The sequence below is a fragment of the Micromonospora sp. NPDC049891 genome, assembly GCF_040660295.1.
In the GTDB taxonomy this organism is placed as follows: Bacteria; Actinomycetota; Actinomycetes; order Mycobacteriales; family Micromonosporaceae; genus Micromonospora.
In genome coordinates this window covers 1-26,395 of record NZ_JBFAML010000026.1, presented here as the reverse complement: position 1 = coordinate 26,395, position 26,395 = coordinate 1, and the positions used below count along the sequence as shown (strand labels likewise).

At 71.5% G+C, this 26,395-nt stretch carries 27 protein-coding genes; 3 read left to right on the top strand and 24 right to left on the bottom strand.

The genetic code is table 11. The annotated features are described in order from the left end of the window. Window positions 1-7: 7 nt before the first annotated feature. The 13 genes from metK to pyrR form a co-directional block, all read right to left on the bottom strand. Entirely contained in the window at window positions 8-1,201 is a 1,194-nt protein-coding gene (gene metK, locus AB0I71_RS25840) for a methionine adenosyltransferase (RefSeq protein WP_099846489.1), read from the bottom strand. 88 nt (window positions 1,202-1,289) lie between these two features. Then, a complete protein-coding gene (gene coaBC, locus AB0I71_RS25835; protein ID WP_357588784.1) occupies window positions 1,290-2,501 on the bottom strand; it encodes a bifunctional phosphopantothenoylcysteine decarboxylase/phosphopantothenate--cysteine ligase CoaBC in 1,212 nt (403 codons plus the stop codon). Window positions 2,502-2,514: 13 nt separating this feature from the next. After that, window positions 2,515-2,778: a DNA-directed RNA polymerase subunit omega gene (gene rpoZ / locus AB0I71_RS25830; protein ID WP_007075826.1), complete on the bottom strand. Its 264-nt coding sequence runs from the start codon at window positions 2,776-2,778 to the stop codon at window positions 2,515-2,517. 53 nt (window positions 2,779-2,831) lie between these two features. Beyond that, a complete protein-coding gene (locus tag AB0I71_RS25825; RefSeq protein WP_357588782.1) occupies window positions 2,832-3,365 on the bottom strand; it encodes a guanylate kinase in 534 nt (177 codons plus the stop codon). Between the two features lie 25 nt (window positions 3,366-3,390). Next, window positions 3,391-3,708 carry an integration host factor, actinobacterial type gene (mihF, locus tag AB0I71_RS25820; RefSeq protein ID WP_007458370.1) on the bottom strand — a complete coding sequence of 106 codons (318 nt, stop codon included), beginning with the start codon at window positions 3,706-3,708 and terminating at the stop codon, window positions 3,391-3,393. Between the two features lie 171 nt (window positions 3,709-3,879). After that, window positions 3,880-4,716, bottom strand: coding sequence for an orotidine-5'-phosphate decarboxylase (gene pyrF, locus AB0I71_RS25815; protein WP_357588780.1), 837 nt, complete (start codon window positions 4,714-4,716; stop codon window positions 3,880-3,882). Between the two features lie 156 nt (window positions 4,717-4,872). Beyond that, window positions 4,873-6,147 carry an adenosylmethionine--8-amino-7-oxononanoate transaminase gene (locus AB0I71_RS25810; RefSeq protein ID WP_357588778.1) on the bottom strand — a complete coding sequence of 425 codons (1,275 nt, stop codon included), beginning with the start codon at window positions 6,145-6,147 and terminating at the stop codon, window positions 4,873-4,875. A 111-nt stretch (window positions 6,148-6,258) separates the two neighbouring features. Further along, on the bottom strand, window positions 6,259-7,299 hold the full coding sequence (locus AB0I71_RS25805; RefSeq protein ID WP_357588776.1) for a quinone-dependent dihydroorotate dehydrogenase: 1,041 nt from the start codon (window positions 7,297-7,299) through the stop codon (window positions 6,259-6,261). 97 nt (window positions 7,300-7,396) lie between these two features. Beyond that, complete coding sequence (gene carB, locus AB0I71_RS25800; RefSeq protein ID WP_357588773.1) at window positions 7,397-10,741, bottom strand: carbamoyl-phosphate synthase large subunit; 3,345 nt, start codon at window positions 10,739-10,741, stop codon at window positions 7,397-7,399. Beyond that, complete coding sequence (gene carA / locus AB0I71_RS25795; RefSeq protein ID WP_357588771.1) at window positions 10,734-11,897, bottom strand: glutamine-hydrolyzing carbamoyl-phosphate synthase small subunit; 1,164 nt, start codon at window positions 11,895-11,897, stop codon at window positions 10,734-10,736. Before carA ends, carB begins: the two co-directional genes overlap by 8 nt. Next, a complete protein-coding gene (locus AB0I71_RS25790; RefSeq protein WP_357588769.1) occupies window positions 11,894-13,171 on the bottom strand; it encodes a dihydroorotase in 1,278 nt (425 codons plus the stop codon). The genes carA and AB0I71_RS25790 overlap by 4 nt, the downstream gene beginning before the upstream one ends. Continuing rightward, on the bottom strand, window positions 13,168-14,094 hold the full coding sequence (locus AB0I71_RS25785) for an aspartate carbamoyltransferase catalytic subunit (protein WP_357588767.1): 927 nt from the start codon (window positions 14,092-14,094) through the stop codon (window positions 13,168-13,170). The genes AB0I71_RS25790 and AB0I71_RS25785 overlap by 4 nt, the downstream gene beginning before the upstream one ends. Beyond that, window positions 14,091-14,675, bottom strand: a complete 585-nt coding sequence (gene pyrR / locus AB0I71_RS25780; protein WP_357588765.1) for a bifunctional pyr operon transcriptional regulator/uracil phosphoribosyltransferase PyrR — start codon at window positions 14,673-14,675, stop codon at window positions 14,091-14,093. The genes AB0I71_RS25785 and pyrR overlap by 4 nt, the downstream gene beginning before the upstream one ends. A 314-nt stretch (window positions 14,676-14,989) precedes the next feature. Between pyrR and AB0I71_RS25775 the strand changes: the two genes are divergently transcribed. Next, complete coding sequence (locus AB0I71_RS25775) at window positions 14,990-15,478, top strand: transcriptional regulator (protein WP_007458348.1); 489 nt, start codon at window positions 14,990-14,992, stop codon at window positions 15,476-15,478. Between the two features lie 87 nt (window positions 15,479-15,565). On the opposite strand, the gene nusB is transcribed toward AB0I71_RS25775, so the two are convergent. The 4 genes from nusB to aroB form a co-directional block, all read right to left on the bottom strand. Continuing rightward, window positions 15,566-15,976, bottom strand: coding sequence for a transcription antitermination factor NusB (gene nusB, locus AB0I71_RS25770; RefSeq protein WP_199172361.1), 411 nt, complete (start codon window positions 15,974-15,976; stop codon window positions 15,566-15,568). A gap of 23 nt (window positions 15,977-15,999) precedes the next feature. Further along, window positions 16,000-16,557, bottom strand: coding sequence for an elongation factor P (efp, locus tag AB0I71_RS25765; RefSeq protein WP_204008149.1), 558 nt, complete (start codon window positions 16,555-16,557; stop codon window positions 16,000-16,002). Window positions 16,558-17,150: 593 nt separating this feature from the next. After that, the gene (gene aroQ / locus AB0I71_RS25760; RefSeq protein ID WP_357588911.1) at window positions 17,151-17,591 is read right to left on the bottom strand and encodes a type II 3-dehydroquinate dehydratase; all 441 of its coding nucleotides are present in this window, start codon (window positions 17,589-17,591) and stop codon (window positions 17,151-17,153) included. A gap of 2 nt (window positions 17,592-17,593) precedes the next feature. After that, window positions 17,594-18,670 carry a 3-dehydroquinate synthase gene (gene aroB, locus AB0I71_RS25755; protein WP_357588763.1) on the bottom strand — a complete coding sequence of 359 codons (1,077 nt, stop codon included), beginning with the start codon at window positions 18,668-18,670 and terminating at the stop codon, window positions 17,594-17,596. A gap of 130 nt (window positions 18,671-18,800) precedes the next feature. Here aroB and AB0I71_RS25750 point away from each other — a divergent pair, with 130 nt between their 5' ends. After that, window positions 18,801-19,346, top strand: a complete 546-nt coding sequence (locus tag AB0I71_RS25750) for a DUF2243 domain-containing protein (RefSeq protein ID WP_357588761.1) — start codon at window positions 18,801-18,803, stop codon at window positions 19,344-19,346. A gap of 11 nt (window positions 19,347-19,357) precedes the next feature. After that, window positions 19,358-20,161 carry a cytochrome c oxidase assembly protein gene (locus AB0I71_RS25745; RefSeq protein ID WP_357588759.1) on the top strand — a complete coding sequence of 268 codons (804 nt, stop codon included), beginning with the start codon at window positions 19,358-19,360 and terminating at the stop codon, window positions 20,159-20,161. A gap of 46 nt (window positions 20,162-20,207) precedes the next feature. Here the strand turns inward: AB0I71_RS25745 and AB0I71_RS25740 are convergent, their stop codons facing one another. The 7 genes from AB0I71_RS25740 to AB0I71_RS25710 form a co-directional block, all read right to left on the bottom strand. After that, window positions 20,208-20,702: a shikimate kinase gene (locus tag AB0I71_RS25740; RefSeq protein WP_357588909.1), complete on the bottom strand. Its 495-nt coding sequence runs from the start codon at window positions 20,700-20,702 to the stop codon at window positions 20,208-20,210. Between the two features lie 17 nt (window positions 20,703-20,719). Continuing rightward, window positions 20,720-21,898 carry a chorismate synthase gene (aroC, locus tag AB0I71_RS25735; RefSeq protein WP_357588757.1) on the bottom strand — a complete coding sequence of 393 codons (1,179 nt, stop codon included), beginning with the start codon at window positions 21,896-21,898 and terminating at the stop codon, window positions 20,720-20,722. A gap of 101 nt (window positions 21,899-21,999) precedes the next feature. After that, window positions 22,000-22,920: a glycosyltransferase family A protein gene (locus tag AB0I71_RS25730; RefSeq protein ID WP_357588755.1), complete on the bottom strand. Its 921-nt coding sequence runs from the start codon at window positions 22,918-22,920 to the stop codon at window positions 22,000-22,002. Next, window positions 22,917-23,492 (bottom strand): glycosyltransferase, encoded by a 576-nt coding sequence (locus tag AB0I71_RS25725; RefSeq protein WP_357588907.1) that lies wholly within the window; start codon window positions 23,490-23,492, stop codon window positions 22,917-22,919. The genes AB0I71_RS25730 and AB0I71_RS25725 overlap by 4 nt, the downstream gene beginning before the upstream one ends. Before the next feature lie 119 nt (window positions 23,493-23,611). After that, window positions 23,612-24,094 (bottom strand): UDP-N-acetylglucosamine--LPS N-acetylglucosamine transferase, encoded by a 483-nt coding sequence (locus AB0I71_RS25720; RefSeq protein ID WP_357588753.1) that lies wholly within the window; start codon window positions 24,092-24,094, stop codon window positions 23,612-23,614. A gap of 32 nt (window positions 24,095-24,126) precedes the next feature. Then, window positions 24,127-25,377, bottom strand: coding sequence for a hypothetical protein (locus AB0I71_RS25715; RefSeq protein WP_357588751.1), 1,251 nt, complete (start codon window positions 25,375-25,377; stop codon window positions 24,127-24,129). Beyond that, window positions 25,374-26,276 (bottom strand): sulfotransferase domain-containing protein, encoded by a 903-nt coding sequence (locus tag AB0I71_RS25710; RefSeq protein ID WP_357588749.1) that lies wholly within the window; start codon window positions 26,274-26,276, stop codon window positions 25,374-25,376. The genes AB0I71_RS25715 and AB0I71_RS25710 overlap by 4 nt, the downstream gene beginning before the upstream one ends. Window positions 26,277-26,395 lie beyond the last annotated feature (119 nt).

The window sequence follows — 26,395 nt, the reverse complement described above, 5'->3', positions numbered from 1 at the left end:
GTGGTTGTCAGGCTCCCGCGGCCGACTTGAGGTCGGCGGCACGGTCGGTGGACTCCCAGGTCAGGTCGGGCAGCTCCCGGCCGAAGTGGCCGTAGGCGGCGGTCTGCGCGTAGATCGGGCGCAGCAGGTGCAGATCCCGGATGATCGCGGCCGGACGCAGGTCGAAGATCTCGGTGACCGCCTTCTCGATCGAGGCCACCGGCACCGTCTCGGTACCGAAGGTCTCGATGAACAGGCTCACCGGGTGCGCCTTGCCGATCGCGTAGGCGACCTGCACCTCGCACCGCTCCGCGAGACCGGCGGCCACCACGTTCTTGGCAACCCACCGCATGGCGTACGCGGCCGACCGGTCGACCTTCGACGGGTCCTTGCCGGAGAACGCCCCGCCACCGTGACGGGCGTAGCCACCGTAGGTGTCCACGATGATCTTCCGCCCGGTCAGGCCCGCGTCGCCCATCGGACCACCGATCTCGAACCGGCCGGTCGGGTTGACGAGCAGCCGGTAACCCTCGGTGTCCAGGCCCAGGCTCTCCAGCTCGGGGGCGATGACGTGGTCCCGCACGTCCGGGGTGAGCAGCGATTCAAGGGAGATGTCGGCGGCGTGCTGGCTGGACACCACCACCGTGTTCAGGCGTACCGGCCGCAGCCCGTCGTACTCGATGGTGACCTGGGTCTTGCCGTCCGGGCGCAGGTAGGGCACCGTGCCGTCCTTGCGCACCGCGGAGAGCCGGCGGGCCAGCCGGTGCGCGAGCGCGATCGGCAGCGGCATCAACTCGGGCGTCTCGGAGCAGGCGAACCCGAACATCATGCCCTGGTCGCCGGCGCCCTGCGCGTCCAACGCGCTCTCCGACGCCCCGGTACGCAGCTCGAAGGCGTTGTCCACGCCCTGTGCGATGTCCGGCGACTGCGACCCGATGGAGACGCTCACCCCGCACGACGCCCCGTCGAACCCCTTCTTCGACGAGTCGTACCCGATACCCAGGATCGTCTCCCGAACGATCGTCGGGATGTCGGCGTACGCCTTGGTCGTCACCTCGCCGGCAACGTGCACCTGGCCGGTGGTGATCAGGGTCTCCACAGCCACCCGGCTGTGCGGATCCTGCGTCAACAGGGCATCGAGGATGCCGTCGCTGATCTGATCGGCGATCTTGTCCGGGTGGCCTTCCGTGACCGATTCGGACGTGAAGAGGCGGCGTGTCACGGTACTCCTAAGTTCTTGGACGTCGTTCCGCGGCAGTGTAGTCACCAACCGTCTACGGCACCGTCGACGGTCGTCTTGGGTCCAGCCGTCAGGAGGAGTCACCGGCCAATCGGGCGACCACCAGGTCCCACACCCCGTCGGCGAGATCCTCCTTGGACCGCTCGGGTATCCGGGTGACCGAGCCGTCCACGCTGATGACCGTGGCCGCGTTGGTCTCGGCGCCGAAGACCTTGTCCGGCCCGACCTCGTTGATGACGATGAGGTCGGCCCGTTTACGGGCCAGCTTGGCCCGTCCGTTGGCCTCGGCGTCGCCGGTCTCTGCGGCGAACACCACCAGCACCTGCTCCGGTCGACGACGCTGACCCAGCTCGGCGGCGATGTCCGGGTTGGTCACGAGTTCGATCGTGGGCGCCGTGCCGTCGTCCGATTTCTTGATTTTGCCAGGCGCGTACGTCGCCGGTCGGAAATCAGCCGGAGCTGCCGCCATCACCACCGCGTCGGCGTCCACCGCCGCCTTCAGCGTGGCCTCACGCAGCTCCCCGGTGGTGCCCACGCGGACCAGGTCCGCGCCGGCCGGGTCGGGCAGCGTGACGTTCGCCGAGATCAGCGTGACCCGGGCACCACGGGCGAGGGCGGCACGGGCGAACGCGTAACCCTGCTTGCCGGAGGACCGGTTGCCCAGGAAGCGCACCGGGTCCAACGGTTCCCGGGTGCCACCGGCGGTGACCACCACCCGGCGGCCGGTCAGGTCGGCCGGCGCGTCGACGCCACGGGCCAGGATGCGACGGGCCACGGCGAAGATCTCCGCCGGCTCCGGCAGTCGGCCCTTGCCGGTGTCGACGCCGGTGAGGCGCCCCACGGCGGGCTCGACCACCCGGACCCCTCGGGCCCGCAGCGTCGCGACGTTGGCGACGGTGGCCGGGTGCTCCCACATCTCGGTGTGCATGGCCGGCGCCAGCAGCACCGGACAGCGAGCGGTGAGCAGGGTGTTGCTGAGTAGATCATCGGCGAGGCCGTGGGCGGCGCGGGCCAGCAGGTCGGCGGTGGTGGGCGCGACCACCACCAGGTCGGCCTGCTGGCCGAGTCGCACGTGCGGCACCTCGTGCACGTCGGACCAGACATCCTCGGCGACGGGTTGCCCGGACAGTGCCGCCCAGGTCGGTGCGCCGACGAAACGCAACGCGGCTGCGGTCGGCACCACCCGGACCTGGTGGCCCGACTCGGTGAACAGGCGCAGCAACTCGCACGCCTTGTAGGCGGCGATCCCGCCGCCGACGCCGAGGATGATCCGGGCGCTCATCGACGCACGGGGGTTACGGCTGGTCGGTCGGCTCAGCGGTGAGCAGGCCCGCGTTGATCTCGCGCATCGCGATGGAGAGCGGCTTCTCCTGGGGAGTGGTCTCGACAAGCGGGCCGACGTACTCCAGCAAGCCCTCACCGAGCTGGCTGTAGTAGGCGTTGACCTGGCGGGCGCGCTTGGCCGCGAAGATGACCAGCGCGTACTTCGACGTCGTCTTCTCCAGGAGCTCGTCGATCGGCGGGTTGGTGATGCCTTCGGGGTTGGCGATGGATCCCACGGATGAACCTCTGCGTCTTTCGCACGGACCGCGCCTGAGCGCGGCGCCGGCGCTCAACCGCGCGGACGCGGCCGGGCCGGAGCCAGGAAGGAAGAACCGATGAATCCTACCAGTTCCTCCACCACCCGCTCGATGCGGTCGTGCGACACGCTGAGGTCGAAGGCGGCCACGACGGGCGGACCCGGCAGTCGACCGGGCGGATGGAGCAGGACCAGTCGCGCTCGCGGCCACAGGGCCCGGACCAGCAGCGCACCGTCGAGGTCCAACGCGAGCAGCACCGGCTGCCCGGCGGCGAGCCGGTGGCGCAGCGGGGTGATCTCCGTGCCGCGCCGGTGAGCGCCGAGCCGGCTCCACTCCAGCAGTTCGCCGGCGGCGAGCCGACTGTCGAACTCCTCCGGCGTGACGAAGTGCCGGTGGACGCCGTCCAGTTCGCTGCCCCGGCGGGGCCGGGTGGTGACCACGACAGGCGTCCACACTGACGGAGAACGCGCCCGGACCAGCTCGACGACACTCTCCCTGCCGGCGCCGGATGGGCCAGCCAGGACAGTGAGCCGAGCCGCCGGGCGCGCCTCGTCATCCAAGCTCACTGCTTGTTTCTACACGCAGTCGTGCTCAGTTGGCGGCGAACTCCCCAAGCAGGGCCTTGCGCTGCTGCTCGCCGAGGCCACGCAGGCGACGGCTGTCGGCGATCTTGAGCTTCTCCATGATCTGAGTAGCCCGGATCTTGCCGATGCCCGGCATGGCCTGCAGCACGGCCGACACCTTGAGCTTGCCGACGACATCGTCGGACTCGGCCCGCTCAAGAACGGCTCCGAGGGTGGTCTTGCCCTGCTTGAGCTGCTCCTTCAGCTCGGCACGGGCTTTGCGGATCTCCGCAGCCTTCTCCAGCGCGGCTGCGCGCTGCTCGGGGGTCAGTGACGGGAGCGGCACCAGTTCTCCTCAGGTCCCTATCGCGACGGGCGGGACGCGCCGCCGCATCTGTGAAACGTGGTGTCGCTGTGAACCAAGGGGTTCCCAGCGCGGGGAAAACTAGCGGTCAACGGAGCTTTCGGCAACGTGGGCACGCAATGATCACCACAAAGTGACCGAGCCGTCAGTCAGTCACGACATCGCCAGAACCGCCCGGCACTCGGCCACAGCCCGGTCCGCGGCGGCCCGCAACGCCGCCGGATCGGGCCCGGCGCCGAGCACCTCACGGGAGTACGCGGGCAGCACGGCGGGCAACGCGGAACCGAAGACGACCCGCAGATCCGCCGCCTTCGCACCCTGCGCCCCGAGCCCCGGCGCGAGCAGCGGGCCGTTCACCGTCGACAGGTCGCAGCCGGTCTCACCGACCGTCGCACCGATCACGGCGCCGATACTCCCGAGCGGCTCCGCACCCGCGTTGAGCTGGGAAATCTCGTCGAGAACCGTCTGCGCGACGGTGCGTCCGTCGGCACCGCGAGCGCGCTGCACCGAGGCGCCCTCGGGGTTGGAGGTGAGCGCCAGGACGAACACGCCACCGCCGTGCTCGGCAGCCAGCTCGAACATCGGAGCCAGTGAGCCGACGCCCAGGAAGGGGCTCGCGGTCACCGCATCGACATACATGGGACTGGATGGATCAAGGTAGGCCGACGCGTACGCGCGGACCGTCGAACCGATGTCGCCGCGCTTGACGTCGAGCAGAACGAGCGAGCCGAGATTTCGTAACTGTCGGATAGTTGACTCAAGGACCGCCATCCCTTGAGACCCGAATCGCTCGAAGAACGCCGACTGGGGCTTGACCACCGCAACCCGGTCACCGAGGGCGTCCACGACGGTCCGGGCGAAGCGGTCGAGACCGCTCACGTCGTCGTCAAGGCCCCATCGGGCCAGCAACTCCGGATGCGGGTCGATCCCCACACAGAGCGGACCACGCTCGTCCATGGCCCGGTGCAGCCGGGCGCCGAAGCTCTCCATAACGCCAGTGCCTTCCTCTCGTCCTCCGCCGGTCCGGTTCTCACCGTCCGCCGCCTACTCACCAGGCTCGAACAGGGGCGACAGCGGGTTACTCCAATTCGCGACGCCCGCCGATCAGGCCTACTCAAATAAAGCCGAGCGTCGAAACTCGCCTACTCAGCCCGCCGCGACCGCTGCCGCGACACCCGACACCACGACCGCCAGGTCGGCGTCCGTGGTGACGTACGGCGGCATCGTGTAGACCAGATCCCGGAACGGACGCAGCCACACCCCCTGCGCCACCGCGGCGGCCGTGGCCGCACCGAGATCCACCTCGTGGTCCAGCTGGACCACACCGATCCCGCCGAGCACCCGTACGTCCGCCACACCCGGCGCACCGCGCAGCGGCTCCAGCCCGGAACGCAGACCCCGCTGAAGCCGCGCCACCTCCCCCGCCCAGTCCCCGGACCGCAGCAGGCCCAGCGACGCGTTGGCGACCGCACAGGCCAGCGGGTTGCCCATGAACGTCGGACCGTGCGCGAGCACACCGCCGGCCCGGATGCCCCGCGCGACCTCCGGCGTGCAGAGGGCCGCGGCCAGGGTGAGGTAGCCACCGGTGAGTGCCTTGCCGACACAGAGCACGTCCGGGGTCACCCCGGCGTGCTCGGCGGCGAACAGTGCCCCGGTACGGCCGAATCCGGTCGCGATCTCGTCGAAGATCAGCAGCACACCGTGCGCGCGGGTCACCTCGCGCAGCACCCGCAGATAGTGCGGGTTGTGGAAACGCATCCCGCCGGCACCCTGCACCACCGGCTCCACGATCACCGCCGCCAGCTCGTGGGCGTGCCGTTCGACCGCGTCGACAAGCGCCGCCTCGTACGCCGGGTCCGGCGGGCTGTCGACGCCGCCGGGCGGCGCCGGGGCGAAGACCTGTCGCGGCAGCACGTCACCCCAGAGGTGGTGCATGCCGCCCTCGGGGTCGCAGACGCTCATCGGATGGAACGTGTCGCCGTGGTAGCCGCCCCGCCAGGTGCCCAACCGGTGTCGCTGCGGCCGGCCGGTGGCCCGCTGGTACTGCAGGCACATCTTCACCGCGACCTCGACACTCACCGAACCGGAGTCGGCCAGGAACACGTGCTCCAGCCCGTCGGGCGTCATCTCGACAAGGGTGCGGGCCAGCTCCACGGCCGGAGCGTGGGTGAGTCCGCCGAACATGACGTGGCTCATCCGTCCCAGCTGGTCGGTCACCGCCGCGTCCAGCACCGGATGCCGGTAGCCGTGGATCGCCGCCCACCACGAGGACATCCCGTCGACCAGCTCACGCCCGTCGGCCAACCGCAGCCGCACCCCCGCCGCACTCTCCACCACATACGGCGCCACCACCGGCGGCAGCACCGAGTAGGGATGCCACACATGCGCCGCGTCGGCCGCGAGAACCTCCTCCGGGGTCACCGGTCCTCCTTCTGCCCCCTTTGCTCTGCTTCACCCCACGCAACGGTTTCGGCGCGGAACCCGTGCGTCCGGTGAAGCAGAGCAAAGGCGGTGGTGAGTAGATGGTGTTCGTCAGGCTCCGGTCGTAGTCGGACGCGCGGCACCGGCAGCCGCACGGGCGACGGCGCGGGGCAGGGCCGGGCCGCGGTAGATGAAGCCGGTGTAGAGCTGCACCAGGCTCGCACCGGCGTCGAACATCCGGGTGGCGTCGTCGGGGTCGACGATCCCGCCGACGCCGATGACCGGCAGTCGTCCGCCCGTCTCGGTGTGGACGAAGGCGACCACCTGCCGCGCCCGGTCGGCCAGGGGGCGACCGGACAGTCCGCCGGCCTCGCCGGAGCGCCCCCGGTCGGCCGGAGCCAAGCCGTCCCGGCCGAGGGTCGTGTTCGTGGCGATCACTCCGGCGGCACCCCGAGCCAGGCACACCTCCAGCAACTCGGCGATGGCCGGCTCGGTGAGATCGGGGGCGATCTTCACCAGGACGGGCTTCTCCCCCACCAACGCCGCCAACAACGCGTCCAGGTGCCCACGGTCCTGCAACGCGCGCAGCCCCGGGGTGTTCGGCGAGGAGACGTTGACCGCGAAGTAGTCGCCGTGGTCGCGCAGCGCACGGTACGACTCGCGGTAATCCTCCACCGCGTCCTCCAGCGCCGTCACCTTCGACTTGCCCAGCGAGATGCCCAGCGGTACGTCGAGCGGTCGGGGCAACGCCGCCAGCCGATCCGCCAGCGCCTGCGCCCCGGCGTTGTTGAAGCCCATCCTGTTGATCACGGCTTCGCTGTCGGCCAGCCGGAACAGCCGGGGCCGGGGATTTCCCGGCTGCGGGCGCGCCGTCACCGTGCCGACCTCGACGAAGCCGAAGCCCAGCGCCGGCCAGGCCGGCAGCGCCACCCCGTCCTTGTCCATGCCGGCGGCCAGCCCGACCGGGTTCGGAAACCGCACCCCGAACACCGTGCGCGGCGCCGCCACCGCGTACCGGGCCCGCACCGCCGCCAGCGCCACCGGCATCCGGGACAGCGCGGCCAACCGCCGCAGGGTGAACTCGTGCGCCGCCTCCGCGTCCCCACCCCCGACCCGGAACAACCCCCGCCTTACCGTCCGCTCGAAGATCATGCCGCCCCTCCCGGTACCCGCGCGTCGATCAAGAGGTTTTCGTCGCGCCGTAGGCCTGCGGAGGACCAGAAGTTCTTGATCAACGAGGAAAGGGGGGTCACTGGGCGGGCCGGAGGAAGGCGTGCAGGGCCTGGAGGGGGCGTACCTGCATGTCGCCCCGGATCCGGGCCTCGATGCCCATGACGGCGGCGGCGGCGCCGGGGACGGTGGTGATGCAGGGGATGTCGGCAGTGACGGCCGCACTGCGGATCTCGTAACCGTCCGAGCGGGCGCTGGCACCCGAACCCTGCGGCGTGTTGACGACCAGGGCGACGTGGCCGCCGAGGATCAGCGACACCGCGTCGTCCTCGGAACCGGCCTCGTAGTGCTTCGGGACCTCCTCGCAGGCGATGCCGTGCCGGCGCAGCACCTCGGCCGTACCGCTCGTCGCGACGATCTCGAAGCCGAGATCGGCCAGGCGCTTGATCGGGAAGATCATGCCGCGCTTGTCGCGGTTGGCCACCGAGACGAAGATCCTGCCCTCGGTGGGCAGCGACCCGTACGCCGCCGACTGCGACTTGGCGAAGGCGTGCCCGAAGGCGGTGTCGATCCCCATCACCTCGCCCGTCGACTTCATCTCCGGGCCGAGCAGCGAATCCACACCCTTGCCAGCCGGCGTACGGAACCGCTTGAACGGCAGCACCGCCTCCTTCACCGCGATCGGGGCGTCCGGCGGCAACGAACCGCCGTCCCCGGTCGCCGGCAGCATGCCCTCGGCACGCAGCTCGGCCAGGGTCGCGCCGAGGGCGATCCGGGCCGCCGCCTTCGCCAGCGGCACCGCCGTGGCCTTCGAGACGAACGGCACGGTACGCGAGGCGCGCGGGTTGGCCTCCAGCACGTACAGCGCGTCGTCCTTCAGCGCGTACTGCACGTTCAGCAGTCCGCGTACGCCGATGCCCCGCGCGATCGCCTCGGTGTACCGGCGGACCTGGGCCACGTGCGAGCTGGCCAGGGTGATCGGGGGCAGGGCGCAGGACGAGTCGCCGGAGTGGATGCCCGCCTCCTCGATGTGCTCCATGATCCCGCCGAGGTAGACCTCGCCGTCGGCGTCGCAGAGCGCGTCCACGTCGATCTCGATGGCGTCGTCGAGGAAGCTGTCGACGAGCACCGGATGGTCCGGGGAGATGTCGGTGGCCCGGCCGATGTAGTCGCGCAGGGTGGCGTCGTCGTAGACGATCTCCATGCCGCGCCCGCCCAGCACGTACGACGGACGGACCAGCACCGGGTAGCCGATCTCGTCGGCGATCTCCTTGGCCTCGTCGTACGAGGTTGCGGTGCCGTGCGCCGGTGCGCGCAGGCCGGCCCGGGCCAGCAGCGACCCGAAGGCGCCCCGCTCCTCGGCCAGGTGGATCGACTCCGGGGAGGTACCCACCACCGGCACGCCGGCGTCCTTGAGCCGCTGGGCCAGCCCGAGCGGGGTCTGTCCGCCCAACTGCACGATCACGCCGACCACACCCGGCCCGCCGGCCGCCCGGCCGGACGAGTCCTCCGCGTGCCAGACCTCAAGCACGTCCTCGAAGGTCAGTGGCTCGAAGTAGAGCCGGTCGGCGGTGTCGTAGTCGGTGGAGACCGTCTCCGGGTTGCAGTTGACCATGACCGTCTCGTAGGACCCCTTCAGGGCCATGACCGCGTGCACGCAGGAGTAGTCGAACTCGATGCCCTGCCCGATCCGGTTCGGGCCGGAGCCCAGGATCAGCACCTTCGGCCGCGCCGAGCCGGCCACCTCGGTCTCGGAGTCGTAGGAGGAGTAGTGGTACGGGGTGGTGGCCTCGAACTCGGCGGCACAGGTGTCCACCGTCTTGTAGACCGGCCGGATGTCGAGGCGGTGTCGCAGCCTGCGCACCCCGTCCTCGGCGGCCAGCTCGGGGCGGAGCGCGGCCAGCTGCCGGTCGGACAGGCCGGCCCGCTTGGCCCGGCGCAGCAGCTCCGCGTCCAGCACCGGCGCCGCCACGATCTCGGCACGCAACTCGACAAGGGCGGCGATCTGGTCCAGGAACCACGGGTCGATGCCGCCGGAGGCGGCGCTGACCTCGGCGACCGAGGCACCGAGGCGCAGCGCCCGCTCGACCGTGTAGAGGCGACCGTCATGCGGCATGCCCAGCGCGGCGAGGGTGTTCTCCCGGGTGGCCCCCGCCGGGTCGGGAACCGTCCAGAAGCCTGATTCCTTGGTCTCCATCGAGCGCATCGCCTTGTTCAGCGCCTCGGTGAAGTTACGCCCGAGGCTCATCGCCTCGCCCACCGACTTCATCGTGGTGGTCAGCTCCGGGTCCGCGCCGGGGAACTTCTCGAACGCGAACCGGGGGATCTTCACCACCACGTAGTCGAGCGTCGGCTCGAAGGCGGCGGGCGTCCTGCGGGTGATGTCGTTGGGGATCTCGTCGAGGGTGTAGCCGATGGCCAGCTTCGCGGCGATCTTCGCGATCGGGAAGCCTGTCGCCTTCGACGCCAGCGCCGAGGAGCGGGACACCCGCGGGTTCATCTCGATGACGACGATGCGGCCGTCGGCCGGGTTCACCGCGAACTGGATGTTGCAGCCGCCGGTGTCCACCCCGACCTCACGCAGCACCGCGATACCCAGGTCGCGCAGGTGCTGGTACTCCCGGTCGGTCAACGTCATGGCCGGTGCCACCGTCACACTGTCACCGGTGTGCACGCCCATCGGGTCGAGGTTCTCGATCGAGCAGACCACCACCACGTTGTCGTGCCGGTCCCGCATGAGTTCGAGCTCGTACTCCTTCCAGCCGAGCACGCTCTCCTCGATGAGCACCTCGTGCACCGGGCTGGCGGCCAGTCCGGCGCCCGCGATGCGCTCCAGGTCGGCGTCGGTGTGCGCCATGCCGGAGCCGAGGCCGCCCATGGTGAACGACGGCCGGATCACCACCGGCAGGCCCAGCTCGGCCACCGTCTCGCGGACCTCGTCCATCGAATGGCAGACCCGCGACCGCGGCACCAGACTCGCCGGATCCTCGACGCCGAGGCGTACGCCGGCCTTCGCCACGATCTCCTTGAACAGCTGCCGGTCCTCGCCGCGCCGGATCGCCTCGATGTCGGCGCCGATCAGCTCGACGCCGTACTTCTCCAGCACCCCGGCCTCGTGCAACGCCACGGCGGTGTTCAGGGCGGTCTGCCCGCCCAGGGTGGGCAGCACCGCGTCGGGGCGCTCCTTGGCGATGACCAGCTCGACGAACTCCGGGGTGATCGGCTCGACGTAGGTGGCGTCGGCGAACTCCGGGTCGGTCATGATGGTGGCCGGGTTGGAGTTGACCAGGCTGACCCGGATCCCCTCGGCACGCAGTACCCGGCACGCCTGGGTACCGGAGTAGTCGAACTCGCAGGCCTGTCCGATGACGATCGGCCCCGAGCCGATCACCAGGATGTGCTTGAGATCGGTCCGCTTAGGCATTGGTACGCCCCCCACTGAGAGCCCGGCCGTCGATCAGCTCGGCGAAGCGGTCGAAGAGATAGTCCGCGTCGTGCGGGCCGGCCGCCGCCTCCGGGTGGTACTGGACGGTGAAGGCGGGCACGTCGCGCGCCCGCAGCCCCTCGACCACGTTGTCGTTGAGGCAGACGTGTGACACCTGGACGCCGCCGAACTCGGTCTCGATCACCTGGTCCGGCACCACCGCGCCCGGCCGGACCCCGGGCACCTCCACCGCGAAACCGTGGTTGTGGCTGGTCACCTCGACCTTGCCGGTGACCCGGTCCAGCACCGGCTGGTTGATGCCCCGGTGGCCGTAGCCGAGCTTGTAGGTGCCGAAGCCGAGCGCCCGGCCGAGGATCTGGCTGCCGAAGCAGATACCGAACAGTGGCACCTCGCGGCGCAGCACCTCCCGGGCCAGCGCGACCGGAGCGTCGGCGGTCGCCGGATCGCCGGGGCCCGGTGAGAAGAAGACCGCGTCGGCACCGGTGGCCAGCAGGTCCTCGATTGTCGAGCCGGCCGGCAGCACGTGGGTGGTCACGCCACGCGCGGCGAGCCGGCGCGGCACGTTGCGCTTGATGCCCAGGTCCAGTGCGGCCACCGTGAACCGGTGCTCGCCCTCGGCTTCGACCACGTACGGCGTCGCGGTGGTCACCTCGGCGGAGAGGTCCGCGCCGACCATCTGCGGCGACTGGCGGACCCGTTCGAGCAGCACCCGGGGGTCCTCCTCGACGCTTGAGACACCCACCCGCATCGCCCCGCGTTCGCGCAGGTGACGGGTGAGTGCCCGGGTGTCCACACCGCTGATGCCGACCACACCCTCGGTGGCCAGCCGGTCCTCCAGGCCGCCGGTGGCCCGCCAGCTGGAGCTGGCCCGGGCCGGGTCACGCACCACGTAGCCGGCCACCCAGATCCGACGGGACTCGTCGTCCTCGGCGTTGACGCCGGTGTTGCCGATGTGCGGGGCGGTCTGCACCACCACCTGACGGTGGTACGACGGGTCGGTGAGGGTCTCCTGGTAACCGGTCATCCCGGTGTTGAAGACCGCCTCGCCGAAGGTCTCCCCGACGCTGCCGTACGCCTCGCCGTGGAAGGTGCGCCCGTCCTCGAGGACGAGAATCGCGGGACGCCTACGACTCACTTGACTGCCTTTCCGTCCAGGACCGTCGCCTCGCCACGCAGGAAGGTCGCCACGATGCGACCCGGCAGCGTCATCCGGGCGTACGGGGTGTTGCGGCTACGGCTGGCCTGCTCCGCCGGCTCGATCACCCGACGCGCCGCCGGGTCGACGAGGGTCAGGTTGGCCGGCGCGCCAGGGGCCGGGTCGTGGCCGTGTTCGGTCAGCCCGGCGATCCGGGCCGGGGTACGCGACATCCGCTCGGCGATCAGGTCCCACTCCGGCCCCAGCACGTCGAGCGCGATGGACAGCGCCGTCTCCAGCCCGAGCATGCCCGGCCGGGCGTACGCCCACTCGCACTCCTTGTCCTCCACGGCGTGCGGGGCGTGGTCGGTGGCGATGATGTCGATCACCCCGTCAACGAGCGCGGCACGCAGCGCGGCGATGTCGGTGGCGGTACGCAGCGGCGGGTTGACCTTGAAGACCGGGTCGTAGGTCTCCGCGCGGGCGTCGGTGAGCAGCAGGTGGTGCGGGGTCACCTCGGCGGTGACGCGTACCCCCCGGGCCTTGGCGTGGCGCAGCACCTCGACGCTGCCGGCGGTGGAGACGTGGCAGACGTGCAGTCGGCTGCCGACGTGCTCGGCCAGCAGCACGTCCCGCGCGATGATCGCCTCCTCGGCGACCGCCGGCCAGCCGGTCAGGCCCAGCCGGGTGGAGACCTCACCCTCGTGCATCTGCGCGCCCTCGGTGAGCCGGGGCTCCTCGGCGTGCTGCGCGATGATGCCGTCGAAGGCCTTCACGTACTCCAGTGCGCGGCGCATCAGGCGGGGGTCGGCGACGCAGTGACCGTCGTCGGAGAAGATCCGCACCCGGGCCGCGGAGTCCGCCATCGCGCCCAGCTCGGCCAGCCGCTCGCCGGCCAGACCGACGGTTACCGCGCCGATCGGCTGCACGTCGACCAGCCCGGCCTCGCGGCCGAGCCGCCACACCTGCTCCACCACTCCGGCGGTGTCGGCCACCGGGGAGGTGTTCGCCATCGCGCAGACCGCCGTGTAGCCGCCGAGCGCCGCCGCCCGGGAACCGGTCTCGACCGTCTCGGCGTCCTCGCGACCGGGCTCACGCAGGTGGGTGTGCAGGTCGACAAGGCCGGGCAGGGCGACCAGCCCGGCGGCGTCGATCACCGTGGCGTCCGGCGCGGACAGCCCCGCGCCGGTCTCGGCGACGACGCCGTCGCGGATCAGCAGGTCGGTCGGTGCGGCGCCGAGGACACTGACGTTCCTGAGCAGGTACGAGTTCACCGGTTGTTCCCCCCGAGCAGCAGGTAGAGGACGGCCATCCGGACAGAGACACCGTTGGCGACCTGTTCGACGATTGTGGAGCGGGACGAGTCGGCGACCTCCGGCGTGATCTCCATGCCCCGGTTCATCGGGCCGGGGTGCATGACGATGGCGTGCTCCGGCAGTCGACCCATCCGCGGCCCGTCCAGCCCGTAGCGGCGGGCGTACTCGCGGGCGGACGGGAAGTAGGAGTCGTTCATCCGCTCCCGCTGCACCCGGAGCATCATCACCACGTCCGACGACGGCAGTACCGCGTCGAGGTCGTAGCAGACGGCGGTGCCCGGCGCGAGGGCGGCGGCGATGTCGACCGGTATGAGCGTGGGCGGCCCGACCAGCGTCACCTTGGCCCCGAGGGTGGACAGCAGCAGCACGTTGGAGCGGGCCACCCGGGAGTGCAGCACGTCACCGACCACCGCCACCGACAGGCCGGCCAGCCGGCCCAGCCGGGACCGCATCGTGTACGCGTCGAGCAGCGCCTGGGTGGGGTGCTCATGGGTGCCGTCGCCGGCGTTGACCACCGAACCGTCGACCCAGTCGGCGAGGCGGTGCGGGGCACCCGAGGCGGGATGACGGACCACCACCGCGTCGGCGCCCATCGCCTGGAGGGTCAACGCGGTGTCCTTCAGGCTCTCGCCCTTGGCGACGCTGGAGCCCTTCGCCGAGAAGTTGATCACGTCGGCGCTGAGCCGCTTGGCCGCCGCCTCGAACGAGATCCGGGTGCGGGTCGAGTCCTCGTAGAAGAGGTTGACGACGGTCCGGCCCCGCAACGCGGGCAGCTTCTTGACCTCGCGCCCGGCCACCGCCGCCATCTCGGCCGCGGTGTCCAGGATCTGGGTGGCGGTGTCGGCGTCAAGATCGGCGCCGGAGAGCAGGTGCCTGATCATCGGGCCTCCTCGCCGTATAGCCGGACCTCGTCCGCGCCGTCGGTCTCGGCAAGCGTCACCTTGACACTCTCGGCCAGTGCGGTCGGGATGTTCTTGCCGACATAGTCAGCGCGGATAGGTAGCTGCCGGTGCCCCCGGTCGACAAGCACGGCGAGCTGCACCGAGGCGGGCCGCCCCAGGTCACCGAGCGCGTCGAGGGCGGCCCGGACAGTCCGGCCGGAGAAGAGGACGTCGTCGACCAGGACCACCCGCATGCCATCGATGCCACCGGCCGGCAACTGGGTGGGGCCGACCGCCCGCGTGGCGTGCCGGCGCAGGTCATCGCGGTAGAGGGTGATGTCGAGCACGCCGACCGGCACGGAAATGCCCTCGAAGGCACTGATCCGGTCGGCGAGGCGGCTGGCGAGGGGGGCACCCCGGGTAGGAATGCCGAGCAGCACGGTGTCGGCCGCGCCCTGGGTCTTCTCGAGGATCTGGTGAGCGATGCGGTCGACGACGCGTTGCACGTCGGCGCTGGTCAGAATCACCTTCACCGAGGGTTGTCGCGGCGGCGACGACTGGGCAGCCGATGGGTAGGCCACGGCGGACCTCCTTCCCCGCCTCACGGGACGGGTCGTTAAAGGACGTCGGATCCTCCCGGCCGGCCGGGCGTGGCCGGCGGAGGGGCTTCGGCAACGTTACCAGTGGTGGCCGCCGCCTCGACGCGCGGGCACCAGGGACGACGGCGTCACGGGCCGGCGTTCGCTGACTGCCCGATCAGCCTGGCGAAACGGGACAACTCACCCGGGGTACACAACGGGAAGATCGCGACCACTTGACCACGTGTACGAATCCCCGTACCGTCACGCTCCGTAGCGAATCGCTGGGAGAACCCGAGCAGCACTGGAGTGTCCGAATGCCCTCTGAATACGCCAAGTCTCTGGGCGCCCGCCTGCGCTCCATCCGCCAGCAGCAGGGCCTGTCCCTGCAGGGCGTGGAGGAGAAGTCGAACGGGCGTTGGAAGGCGGTTGTCGTCGGCTCGTACGAGCGCGGTGACCGGGCCGTCACGGTGTCCCGTCTGGCCGAGCTGGCGGAGTTCTACCGCGTGCCGGTCTCGGAGTTGCTGCCCGACGGCAGCGGGGTGCGGCACGAACCCACCAGCAAGATCGTTCTGGACCTGGAGCGGCTCTACGACGAGGCCAGCGAGGATCTCGCCTACGTGGCCCGCTACGCGCGCGCCATCCAGCAGCAGCGCGGCGACTACAACGGCCGGGTGCTGTCGATCCGCGCCGACGACCTGCGCGCCCTCGCCATCGTCTACGACGCCTCGCCGTCCGGCCTGATCGAGCGGTTGACCGAGCACGGCGTCCTGGTCGCCGACCCGCGGGCGTTCTTCGCCTCCTGAGTCCGACATCCGAAAGGGCCCGTGCCGTCTGGCACGGGCCCTTTCGTCGCAGGTGCGGCGCCCGCCGCCGGGCGGCGTACGCCCGAGTCAGCGGGTGGCGTACTCGGCGATCCGGCCGAGCAGACCGTTGAGGAAGCGGGGCGAGTCGTCGGTCGACATCTGCCGGGCCAACTCCACCGCCTCGCTGATCGCCACCGCGTCGTCGATCTCGTCGAGATACAGCAACTCGTAGACCGCGATCCGGGCCAGGTTCCGGTCGACCACCGGCATCCGGTCCAGCGTCCAGCCCTCGGCGTAGCTGGAGATCAGCTCGTCGATCCGGTCCAGGTGCCCGGCCACCCCCTCGACCAGGCCGACCGCGTACCCCAGGTGGTCGGGACGCGGTTTCTCGATCCGCTCTACGTAGCCCGCCAGCACCTCTGCTGGCGGACGATCACGCAGGTCGGCCTCGAAGAGCACGTCCAACGCCCGCTTGCGCGCCTTGCGGCGCGCCGGCATCTGCTGCTTCGGACCCTCGGCCATCAGGCGCGGCCGAGGTAACGGCCGTCGCGGGTGTCGACCTTGATCTTCTCACCGGTAGTCACGAAGAGCGGGACCTGAACGGTCGCGCCCGTCTCCACCGTCGCCGGCTTGTTGCCACCGGTGGAGCGGTCACCCTGCAGGCCCGGCTCGGTGTAGGTGACCTCCAGCACGACGGACGTCGGCAGCTCGATGTAGAGCGGCACACCCTCGTGGGTGGCCACGGTCGCCTCGGCCTCGGGCAGCAGGTAGTTGGCAGCTTCGCCGACCGTCCCGCCCAGCACCGTGATCTGGTCGAACGTCTCCATGTCCATGAAGACGTAGTCCTCGCCGTCGGCGTAGAGATACTGCATGGTGCGCTTGTCGACGGTCGCGGTCTCAACCTTGGTGCCCGCGTTGAAGGTCTTGTCGACCACCTTGCCGGAGAGCACGTTCTTCAGCGTGGTACGCACGAACGCACCACCCTTACCAGGCTTGACGTGCTGGAACTCGACGACGGCCCAGAGCTCTCCGTCGAGGTTGAGTACCAGGCCGTTCTTCAGGTCGTTGGTGGTGGCCATTTCCTGCCTTGATCATCATTTGGCGGACAGACCTGGCAAGTCTACTAGCCGCTCCGCGACCCGCCGACCGCCGTCGGCCGCCCCTTTCTATCCGACCCGATCCGCCCGGCCCGGCCCGGCGTGGCCCGGCCCGGCGTGGCGTGGCGGGCTCGGCTCGGCTCGGCCGAGGTGTGGTGGGTCAGGCTCGGGCGGAACGGGTTGGACCCGGGGTGACAGGGTTCAACGCAGCCGGGCGTGGCATCGTGCGCCGCTCCGACGCCGCCGACCGGCACTGTCAGTAATGCTCTCGCCCGACCCTCATGTACCACCTACTCCCTTTGCTCTGCTTCAACCCACGCATCAGTCACTCTCTGTTGCGACCTCGCCGCACGCCGCCGCTCACCCTCGCCGCGACGGCCCTGGTTGGCCGCTGGTGCGTGGGTTGAAGCAGAGCAAAGGATGAAAAGAGGAGTTGGGGCCGGGGCGCCAGTCTTTACGGAGGGTAGGCGATACCGAACGTAGCGGAGGTGGCGGATGGGCCGCTGAACGCGAAGGCGAAGTGAAGGCCAGGCGGGCTGGACGCCAGGCGGGCTGAACGCAAAGGCGGGCTGGGCTCAGGCGGGCTGATCGCGGCGGTTGGCCAGGTGGTGCAGGGCGAGGCGGTAGCCGTCCACGCCGAGCCCGCAGATCACGCCGGTCGCCACCGCCGAGACGACCGAGTGGTGACGGAACTCCTCCCGCGCGTGGATGTTGGAGATGTGCACCTCCACCAGCGGACCGCGCAGCATGGCGCACGCGTCCCGTACCGCGATCGAGTAGTGCGACCAGGCTGCCGGGTTGAGCACCACTGCGGCGCCCTCGTCGGCGGCGGCGTGCAACCAGCCGAGCAGCTCGTGCTCGGCGTCGGTCTGCCGCACGATCACGTCCAGGCCCAGGTCCCGCCCGGTCGTCTCGCAGAGTTTCACCAGGTCGGAGTAGCTGGTCACGCCGTAGACGTCGACCTGGCGGGTGCCCAGCCGGCCCAGGTTCGGCCCGTTGAGCACGTACACCTTCATGGTCACCGGGACACCGCGGCGTAGGCGGCGTGCAGCAGGTCGTCGTCCGGACCCGCGAGGATCGCCGGTCTGGCCAACCCGTCGAGCACCACGAAGCGCAGCAAGCTGCCCCGGGCCTTCTTGTCGACCCGCATGGTGGCCAGCAGGCGTGGCCACGCGTCGGCGTCGTAGTCCGTCGGCAGGTCGAGCGCGGTCAACACCGCACGGTGTCGGGACGCGGTGGCCGCGTCCAACCGGCCGGCGAGACGGGCCAGCTCGGCGGCGTACACCAGGCCGACCGACACCGCGTGGCCGTGCCGCCAGCGGTAACCCTCGACCTTCTCGATCGCGTGGGCCAGGGTGTGCCCGTAGTTGAGCACCTCCCGTACGCCCGACTCACGGAGGTCTCCCGCGACCACGTCGGCCTTGACCCGGATGGCCCGCTCGATCAACTCCCGGGTGACCGGCCCGGCCGGGTCGGTCGCGGCGGCCGGGTCGACCTCGACCAGGTCGAGGATGACCGGATCGGCGATGAACCCGCATTTGACCACCTCGGCCAGGCCGGCGGCCAGGTCCACGGTCGGCAGGCTGTCCAGCGTGGCGAGATCGGCGAGCACGCCGACCGGCGGGTGGAAGGCACCGACGAGATTCTTGCCGGCGGCGGTGTTGATCCCGGTCTTGCCACCCACCGCCGCGTCGACCATGCCGAGCAACGAGGTGGCCACCGGCACCCACCGCACCCCGCGCAGCCAGCACGCCGCCACGAACCCGGCCAGGTCGGTGACCGCACCGCCACCGAGACCGACCACCGCGTCGGTACGGGTGAAACCCGCCTCGCCGAGCCGGTCCCAGCACTGCGCCGCCACATCGACATGTTTGCCGGCCTCGGCGTCGGGCACCTCGATCGGCAGGGGTGTCACGCCGGCCGCCGCCAGGACGGCACCGACCGCGTCGGCCAACTCCTTCAGGGGCGGCGCGTGCAGCACCGCCGCCCGAGTGGCGTCGGGCAGCAGGCCGGGCAGCGCATCGAGCAGATCGCGCCCGACCAGGACGTCGTACGGCCGCTCGCCGCCGACCGGGATCCGGGTCACCTCGTCCATCGCGGGGAGCCTAGCCCACCCACCACCGATCCGGCCCGCACCGCCACCGGCTGCCCGAGGGGTGGAACACGTTTGGCGCTCCGTGCAGCGGGCACGGGCAGCCGGGAGCCACCTGCGAGAGGGAGTCGACATGAACGGGCGGACTATCGACGGTGCCGATATCCGGCTGCCCGCCACCATTCTCGGCCTCGGCCTCGGCGGCTTCGTCGACGGCATCCTGCTGCATCAGGTCTTTCAGTGGCACCACATGCTCAGCAGCACCGGCAGCGACAACATCGGCGTACGCGAGTACCCGGTGGACACCGTCGCGGGGCTGGAGATGAACACCCTCTGGGACGGCCTGTTCCACGTGGTGACCTGGGTGGCCGTGCTGACCGGACTCGCGATGCTCTACTCGCGGGTGACCCGCTCCCGGGGTCGGCTGTGGCGCTCGCCCATGCTGTGGGGCTGGGCGTCGATCGGGTGGGGTCTGTTCAACCTGATCGAAGGCATCATCGACCACCACATCCTGGGCATCCACCACGTCCGCGCCGGCGAACACCAACTCTGGTGGGATCTCGGCTTCCTCGCCCTGGGCGTCGTGCTGATCATTGTCGGCTGGCTCGTGCAGCGCCGCGCCACCGCCGTCGACGCCGGTGCCGAGCGGCGGACGCCGACCCGGGGCCGACAGGGGTGAGTCCCCCGCTGGTGGTCAGTCCGGTCCTGATCTCGACGCACGGGGCCGAGCACGCCACCGCAGTCGGTCCGGCACTGCTCTTACCGCTGCTGGCCGGCTGGCTCTACCTGGCCGGCGCACTGCGGCAACGCGCCCCCGACCGGGCCGGCTGGAGCCACTGGCGCACCGCGGCGTTCACCGTCGGATGTGCCCTGCTCGCCGCCGCCCTGCTGGTGCCGGCGGACGACGTCGCCGCACACATGTGGCAGCATCTCCTGCTCGGCATGCTGGCGCCGCTGGGGCTGGTGCTCGGCGCCCCCGGCATCCTGGCGCTACGCTGCGTCGACCGGCGGGCCGGACGGGCGGCGCTGCGGATCTTGGGTTATCCGGCGTTGCGACCACTGACCCACCCGGTCACCGGACTGCTGCTCACCGCCGGCGGGCTGTGGCTGCTCTACCTCACCCCGCTGTACCGGGCCACCCTCACCAACTCCGCCCTGCACGATCTGGTCAACCTGCACTTCCTGCTCAGCGGGCTGCTGTTCACCTGGTCGATCGCCGGCCCGGAACCCTACCCGCACCGGGCCCGGGTACCGGTCCGCCTGGTGGTGCTGGGTGCCGCGGTGATCGCTCACGCCAGCCTCGCCCAACTGATGTACGCGGGCCTGCTGGTCGACGTGCCGGCAACACCGGAGCAACTGCGCGCCGGCGCGACGGTGATGTACTACGGCGGCGATCTCGCCGAGATCCTGCTCGCCCTCGCCCTGCTGACCACCTGGCGACCGCGACCGCCCCGCCGACGTTCGGTCGGCACCGCCGTCACCGCCGGGTCCTGACCCGGGCCGGGCCTACGCCACCATTCGGCGTCGCCGGAACCCAGTGCTACGACTTCAGCAGGGCGACGATCTCGGCGACGATCTCCTCCGGGCTGCGCCCGTCGGTGGCCACCGTGGCGGTGGCGACCTCGGCGTACAGCGGTCGGCGCTGGTCCATCAGATGCTTGAGGGTGGCCCGGGGGTTGATCGCCAGCAGCGGCCGGCCAGCGCCGAGACCGACCCGCTTGACCGCGTCCGGCAGCTCGACGGAGAGGTGCACCACCCGGTGACCGACAAGCGCGGCCCGGTTCTCCTCGGCCAGCACCGCGCCGCCGCCGAGGGCCAGCACCCCGGAGCAGGACGCCAGCGCCGCGGCCACGGCCGCCCGTTCGAGGGTACGGAAGTGCGCCTCCCCCTCGTCGACGAAGATCTCCGGGATCGGCTTACCAGCGAGGCGCTCGATGTCGGCGTCGGTGTCCCGGAACTCGACGCCGAGCGCTTCCGCCAGGCGCTGCCCGATTGTGGTCTTGCCCGAACCGGGCGCGCCGACAAGCACACACATCGGCCGGGTCGTACCGGTCACCGGATCACCAGCGCGTCGAGGTAACCGGTCAGGTTGCGGCGCATCTCGGCGACCGAGTCACCGCCGAACTTCTCCACCGCCGCCTCCGCCAGCACCAGCGCCACCATCGCCTCGGCGACCACGGCGGCGGCCGGTACCGCGCAGACGTCGGAACGCTGGTTGATGGCGGTGGCCGGCTCACCGGTCGTCACGTCCACCGTGGCCAAGGCCCGGTTCAACGAGGAGATCGGCTTCATCGCCGCCTTCACCCGCAGCGGCTCGCCTGTGGTGATGCCACCCTCCAGGCCACCGGCCCGGTCGGTGACCCGGCGTACGCCGGTGGCGGTCGGCATGATCTCGTCGTGCGCCTCGGAGCCTCGGGACCGGGCCTGCTGCCAGCCGTCGCCGATCTCCACGCCCTTGATCGCCTGAATCGACATCAGCGCGGTGGCCAGCCGGGCGTCGAGCTTGCGGTCCCACTGCACGTGGCTGCCCAGACCCGGCGGTACGCCGTACGCCAGCACCTCGACCACGCCACCGAGGGTGTCGGCGGCCTTCTTCGCGGCGTCGACCTCGGCGACCATCCGGGCGCTCGCCTCCGGGTCCAGGCAACGCAGCGGGTCGGCGTCGATGCGCTCGGCGTCCTCCGGGCGGGGCCGCAGCCCCGGTTTGACGGCGACCGGGCCGAGCTCCACCACGTGCGAGACGATCTCGATGCCGAGGGCCTGCTTCACCAGCGCCTTGGCCACCGTGCCGACGGCGACCCGGGCGGCGGTCTCCCGCGCGCTGGCCCGCTCCAGGATCGGCCGGGCATCGGTGTGGCCGTACTTCTGCATGCCGGCCAGGTCGGCGTGGCCGGGCCGGGGACGGGTCAGCGGCGCGTTGCGGGCCTGCCGGGCCAACTCGTCGGGGTCGACCGGGTCGGCGGCCATCACGGTGCGCCACTTGGGCCACTCGGAGTTGCCGACCCGGACGGCGACCGGGCTGCCCAGCGTGACGCCGTGCCGCAGGCCACCGATGATCTCGATCTCGTCCTGCTCGAAGGCCATCCGGGCCCCCCGGCCGTAGCCGAGCCGGCGGCGGGCCAACTCCCCGGCGATCTCGGTGGAGGTCACCTCGACACCGGCCGGCACCCCCTCCAGCAACGCGACGAGAGCGGGCCCGTGTGATTCCCCTGCGGTCAACCAGCGCAACACAGCCATGAGTCTGTCACGCCCGGTGTCCACCACCCCGCGCCGCCCGCCGCGTCCCGCCCTACGGACGCGCCGGCCCGGACGGGAGCGGGGCGGGCGACGGTTCAGATCCCCCGGCCGCGTCGGTGCAGGGTGCGTAGCACCGTGTCGGCGCGGACCACCCGCCCGGCAACCGCCAGGGCCAGGTAGGCCCGGGGCTCGCGTGGGTTGCGACGGATGGTCCGCCGGGCCCAGCGCACCGCGCCCCGGGAGTCACCCGACGCGGCGTGGGCGAAGGCGATCTGCCCGGTGACCCGGGCCTGCCCGGCCGGCTGGCTGGCGAACTCGGGATAGCGGTCCAGCAGCCACTGCAACGCCTCGGAGATGGTGTCCCACCGCTGGGCGAAGTACGACCGCTTGTGCCAGCGCACCACCACGTACGGGGTGCGCAGGTTGACAAGCGGGGCGCTGCGGGCGGCCCGGAGCAGGAACTCGTAGTCCTCGGCGTAGCTGCCCGGGATCTCCTCGTCGACGAGCCCGAACCCGTCGCGCAGCGCCGCCGCCCGGATCACGAACGTCGACGGGTGCAGCTCGGTCATCCGGTCGCGCAGCAGCTCGGCCAGGCTGATCGAGTCGCGGTCCAGCACCCGCTCGACGGTGTGCCCGTCGTAGCTGACCCGGATGCCGCAGCTGACGAACTCGGCACCGGGCACCGCGTTCAGGGCGTCGACCTGGGCGCGCAGCTTGCCGGGCAGCCACTCGTCGTCGTCGTCGCAGAAGGCGATCAGCTCACCGGCGGCGGCCAGGGTGCCCGTGTTGCGGGCACCGGCCAGGCCGGGGGTGCGCCCGTTGGTGACCACCCGCACCGACCGGTCCGGGGTGGACAGTTCGGTGAGCGACACGTCCGGTTCGGACTGGTCGTACACCACGACCACCTCGACCGGCCCCGGATAGTCCTGCGCCACGATGGCCCGTACGGCGGCCCGCAGCAGCTCCGGCCGGTTGCGGGTGGGCACCACGGCGCTAACGCTCGGGTACGGGGTCACGGCTTCCGCCTTCCGTTCGGGCCGGGTCCACGCCACGGCCGCCACCAGGGTCGGTGGTGCCGCTGCGCGGCGGCGGCCACCAGGTCCTCGACGATCACTCCCACCCGCCGTACCGCGGCCCGCCGCCCGTCGGCCGCACCGGCGTCCACCGCGACGGTGAACCGTGACCGGTCGGCGAGTCCGGCGGCGAGCGTGTCCAGCAGCTCCTGTCGGGACTCGCAGAGCGCCACCAGGCCGGCCGCGCCGAGCCGGCGGGCGAACAGCAGCTGATGGTCGTCGACGTGCTCCCCACGACTCGGGTCGCGGGGCACCACGATCGGCAGGTGCCCGTGCCGGCGGGCCTCCAGGATGGTGGCCGGTCCACCGTGGCAGACCACCAGGTCGGCCCCGGCCATCGCCGCCTGCAACTCGGCGTGGCCGAGGAACGGCACCGCGTCGGGCAGGTCGTCGGCCCGGGTGTGTCCGTGCTGCACGGTCAGCATCACCTCCCCGCCGACCGTGTCGTGCCACTGGGCCAGCCAACCGACCAGCCGGTCGAACGGGTGTTTGTCGGTGCCGACGGCCACCAGCACCCGCGGCCGGCCGTCGGGGCGCGGCTCGCGCTGCTCCGGTACGCGTACCGTCGGCTCCTCGGGGGCCGGGCGGGGCCGCACCGGCGTGGCCCGGTGCCCGTCGCCGGGCGCGTCGCCGCTCACAGCAGCGTCCCCACGACTGTGGCCTCCGGGTACTGGCGGCGCTGCTCCTCCCACTGCACGAGCATCGCCGACAGGAACGGGCGGCACAGTCGGGCGGTGAGCGTCGGCGTATCGATCCGGTCGTAGACCTCGATGTAGACGGTCGGGATGCGGCGCAGCCGGGCGAGCACGACGAACGGCACCGCCACACCCGCGCCGGTCGTGACCACCGCGGCGACCCGCCGCCGACGCAGCACCCGGGCGGCCAGCCACGCGTTGCGCAGCAGGTTGCCGAGGTGGCGGGTGGTGGGATGGTACGCCGGAACGACGTCCTCCCCGGCGAGCAGCGACAGCGCCTCCGGCGTGTCGAAGGTGACCCAGCATCGTCGCCAGGTTTCGTACCAGGGCTGCAGCGCCAGCAACTGCGCCAGGTGCCCTCCGCTCGAACCGACAAGCAGCAGCACCGGCTGCTGGTCGGCTCCCTCGATGGTGTTGTCCACGCGACTCCCCACAAGTCCGCTTGACGTGTCGGTCAGCTGTGTCGTTTCTGAATGGTGTCCAGCAGGGCGGGATGCAGCGCCGGGTTCCAGCCGGCACCGGCGTCCGCCAGCCGCCAGGTCCGCAGCCACATCTCCACCAGGTAGGCATCAGCCACCAGCCGCTGCCGGGCCCGGTCCAGTCCCAGCGCGTCGCCGTGCCGGCCCAGCCACGTGTCGACCTGCCGGGCCGCCTCGGCGGCCGGTTCACCGCGCAGCACGAGGGCGCGCTGGAACGCGTCATGGGCCAGGTCGAACCCGACGGGTACCTCCGGCCCGCTGTGCTCCCAGTCCCAGGCGATGAGTTCACCCTCGTGCCGGCCGAGGTTCCACGGCACCCAGTCGCCGTGCCAGTGGCCGAACTCGACGGCGACGTCACCGTGCCGGCTGGCCAGGTCGGCGACGGCCGCCGAGGCACGGTCACCGACGGTGTCGGCGGCCCGCCGCGCCTGCGCGGTCAGCCGGGCCAGGAACGCAGAGCCGGCAAGCGGTCGGGCCGGCGCCGGTGGGCGACCCCGCCGGGCCACCGCGAGCAGCGCCGCGAGGTCGGGTGGCGGGTCGACGGGCATCCCACGGATCCGGGCCGGCAAGGGCTCGACCACCGCGACCGTCTGCCCCGCCCACGCGAACTCGGTGAGCAGGCGGGTGGTTCCGGGGTGTCCGGCTGTCCCGGCCAGCCCGGCCACCTCCCGCAGCGCCGCGGCCTCGGCGGCGACCAGCGCGCGCGTCGCGCCGTTCCAGCCGATCTTCGCGTACCCGCGGGGCTCGCCTCGGCCGTCGAACAGTTGCAGCGTCGGCTTGTGGTTCGGGTCCGGTGGGCGCACCCCGCAGGCCGCGTGCACCGGCACGCCGAGCTCGGCACCGACCCGCTCGGCGAGCAGCACCTCCGCCGGGTCGAGCCCGTCCGGCAGCGCCACGGTCAGCACCGGAAAGGGCGCCCGGTCCACCGCACCGGCCCGAGCCGCCACGCCCAGCACCGCCCGCGCCGCCCGCAGCTTCGCCGGCCGCAGGGAGTTGTACGACAGCAGTGCCGCCGCGGCGACCCGGGGTGCGCCCAACGGCAGCAGGAAACGCGCCCGGGCCACCGACGGCACCACCGCGTACCGGGCCACGACGGTGTACCCGGCCGGCGGACCGGCGGCCACGGTCACCGCGATCCGGGGGTCGGAGAAGACCGCCCGGGTGACCCAGCCCAGCCCGTCGTCGCGGCACCGAGGGTCGTCGGCGGTGGTGGCGGAGGCGGTCACGCGACCCGGTCCGGCCAGTCGAGCCGCAACCCCAGCCGTTGCCGCAGGGCCTCGTTGTGCGGGCGGTAGTACGCGGTCAGCTCGGCGCGCAGCGCCGGCTCCAGCGGCGCGGACCGCCGGTCGTTGTAGACCTTGAAGTCGGACAGGTCGAACGGGGGCAGGCCGAGGAAGTCCAGGGTTCGCTGGTAGGTCGCCCGCGCGTCCCGGTACAACTCCTCGCTGGGCAGGAAGAGAATCTGGCTGCGGTCGAAGCGTTCCAGCCACGGTTGCAGGTGCTCCAGGTACCGGCCCCGGGCCCGGTACGTGTACCAGTCGTAGGGCTCGCTGAAGTAGTTCGGCTCGGCGATCAGCCGTTCCCGCTCCCCTGCCGTGCGCTCCGCCTCGGCGGCCAGCGCGGCGGCGAAGTCGAGCGGCTCCACGCCGTTGGTCCGCCGCTCCTTCCAGTGCGAGTAGGCCCGTTCCACCGGGTCGCGCAGCAGCACGATCAGCCGTACCGAGGGCATCAGCGCGCAGACCCGCTCGGCGGCCAGCGGGTGGAACATGTACAGCGGGGCGGCCTCACCGACCCGGACCGGGCCGCCGTGGCGGTTCTCCAGCGCCTCCCGCTGCCGCAGGGTCGGGAAATGCGAGCGGTACCACGCCTCGCCGCGACTCCAGTGCTCCTCGAAGTAGTGCGAGGACTTCGTGTTCCAGGCCGGGAAGAGCCGGGGCACCAGCGGGTGCTGGATCAGGTAGTTCCACAGTGAGGTGGTGCCGCCGCGTTTGGTGCCGATGATGAGGAAGTCCGGCAACGGCCGGCGGTCGCTGGTGCGTACCCCGTAGTCGACGAGGCTCTCCCGTACCCGGTTCGTCACCTGGGTCGGCACCAACTGCTTCACCCGGTCGCGAATGGACGACACGACGAACTCACCTGCCCTTCGACGTCCGTGGGGGGGGGGGCGGCGCGGCCCCGCCCCCCGAGAGGGCCCACGGGACCCCCCGGGCCCGCCCCCCCCCCCCGGCCCCCAAAAAAACCCCC

What these genes read in the sequence shown, in the direction of transcription:
- coaBC (WP_357588784.1), bottom strand. Translation starts at nt 2,501, where the DNA reads ATGAGCGCCCGGATCATCCTCGGCGTCGGCGGCGGGATCGCCGCCTAC.
- pyrF (WP_357588780.1), bottom strand. Translation starts at nt 4,716, where the DNA reads ATGGAGAGCTTCGGCGCCCGGCTGCACCGGGCCATGGACGAGCGTGGT.
- AB0I71_RS25805 (WP_357588776.1), bottom strand. Translation starts at nt 7,299, where the DNA reads ATGATCTTCGAGCGGACGGTAAGGCGGGGGTTGTTCCGGGTCGGGGGT.
- carB (WP_357588773.1), bottom strand. Translation starts at nt 10,741, where the DNA reads ATGCCTAAGCGGACCGATCTCAAGCACATCCTGGTGATCGGCTCGGGG.
- AB0I71_RS25785 (WP_357588767.1), bottom strand. Translation starts at nt 14,094, where the DNA reads ATGATCAGGCACCTGCTCTCCGGCGCCGATCTTGACGCCGACACCGCC.
- AB0I71_RS25775 (WP_007458348.1), top strand. Translation starts at nt 14,990, where the DNA reads ATGCCCTCTGAATACGCCAAGTCTCTGGGCGCCCGCCTGCGCTCCATC.
- nusB (WP_199172361.1), bottom strand. Translation starts at nt 15,976, where the DNA reads ATGCCGGCGCGCCGCAAGGCGCGCAAGCGGGCGTTGGACGTGCTCTTC.
- efp (WP_204008149.1), bottom strand. Translation starts at nt 16,557, where the DNA reads ATGGCCACCACCAACGACCTGAAGAACGGCCTGGTACTCAACCTCGAC.
- aroQ (WP_357588911.1), bottom strand. Translation starts at nt 17,591, where the DNA reads ATGAAGGTGTACGTGCTCAACGGGCCGAACCTGGGCCGGCTGGGCACC.
- aroB (WP_357588763.1), bottom strand. Translation starts at nt 18,670, where the DNA reads ATGGACGAGGTGACCCGGATCCCGGTCGGCGGCGAGCGGCCGTACGAC.
- AB0I71_RS25750 (WP_357588761.1), top strand. Translation starts at nt 18,801, where the DNA reads ATGAACGGGCGGACTATCGACGGTGCCGATATCCGGCTGCCCGCCACC.
- AB0I71_RS25740 (WP_357588909.1), bottom strand. Translation starts at nt 20,702, where the DNA reads ATGTGTGTGCTTGTCGGCGCGCCCGGTTCGGGCAAGACCACAATCGGG.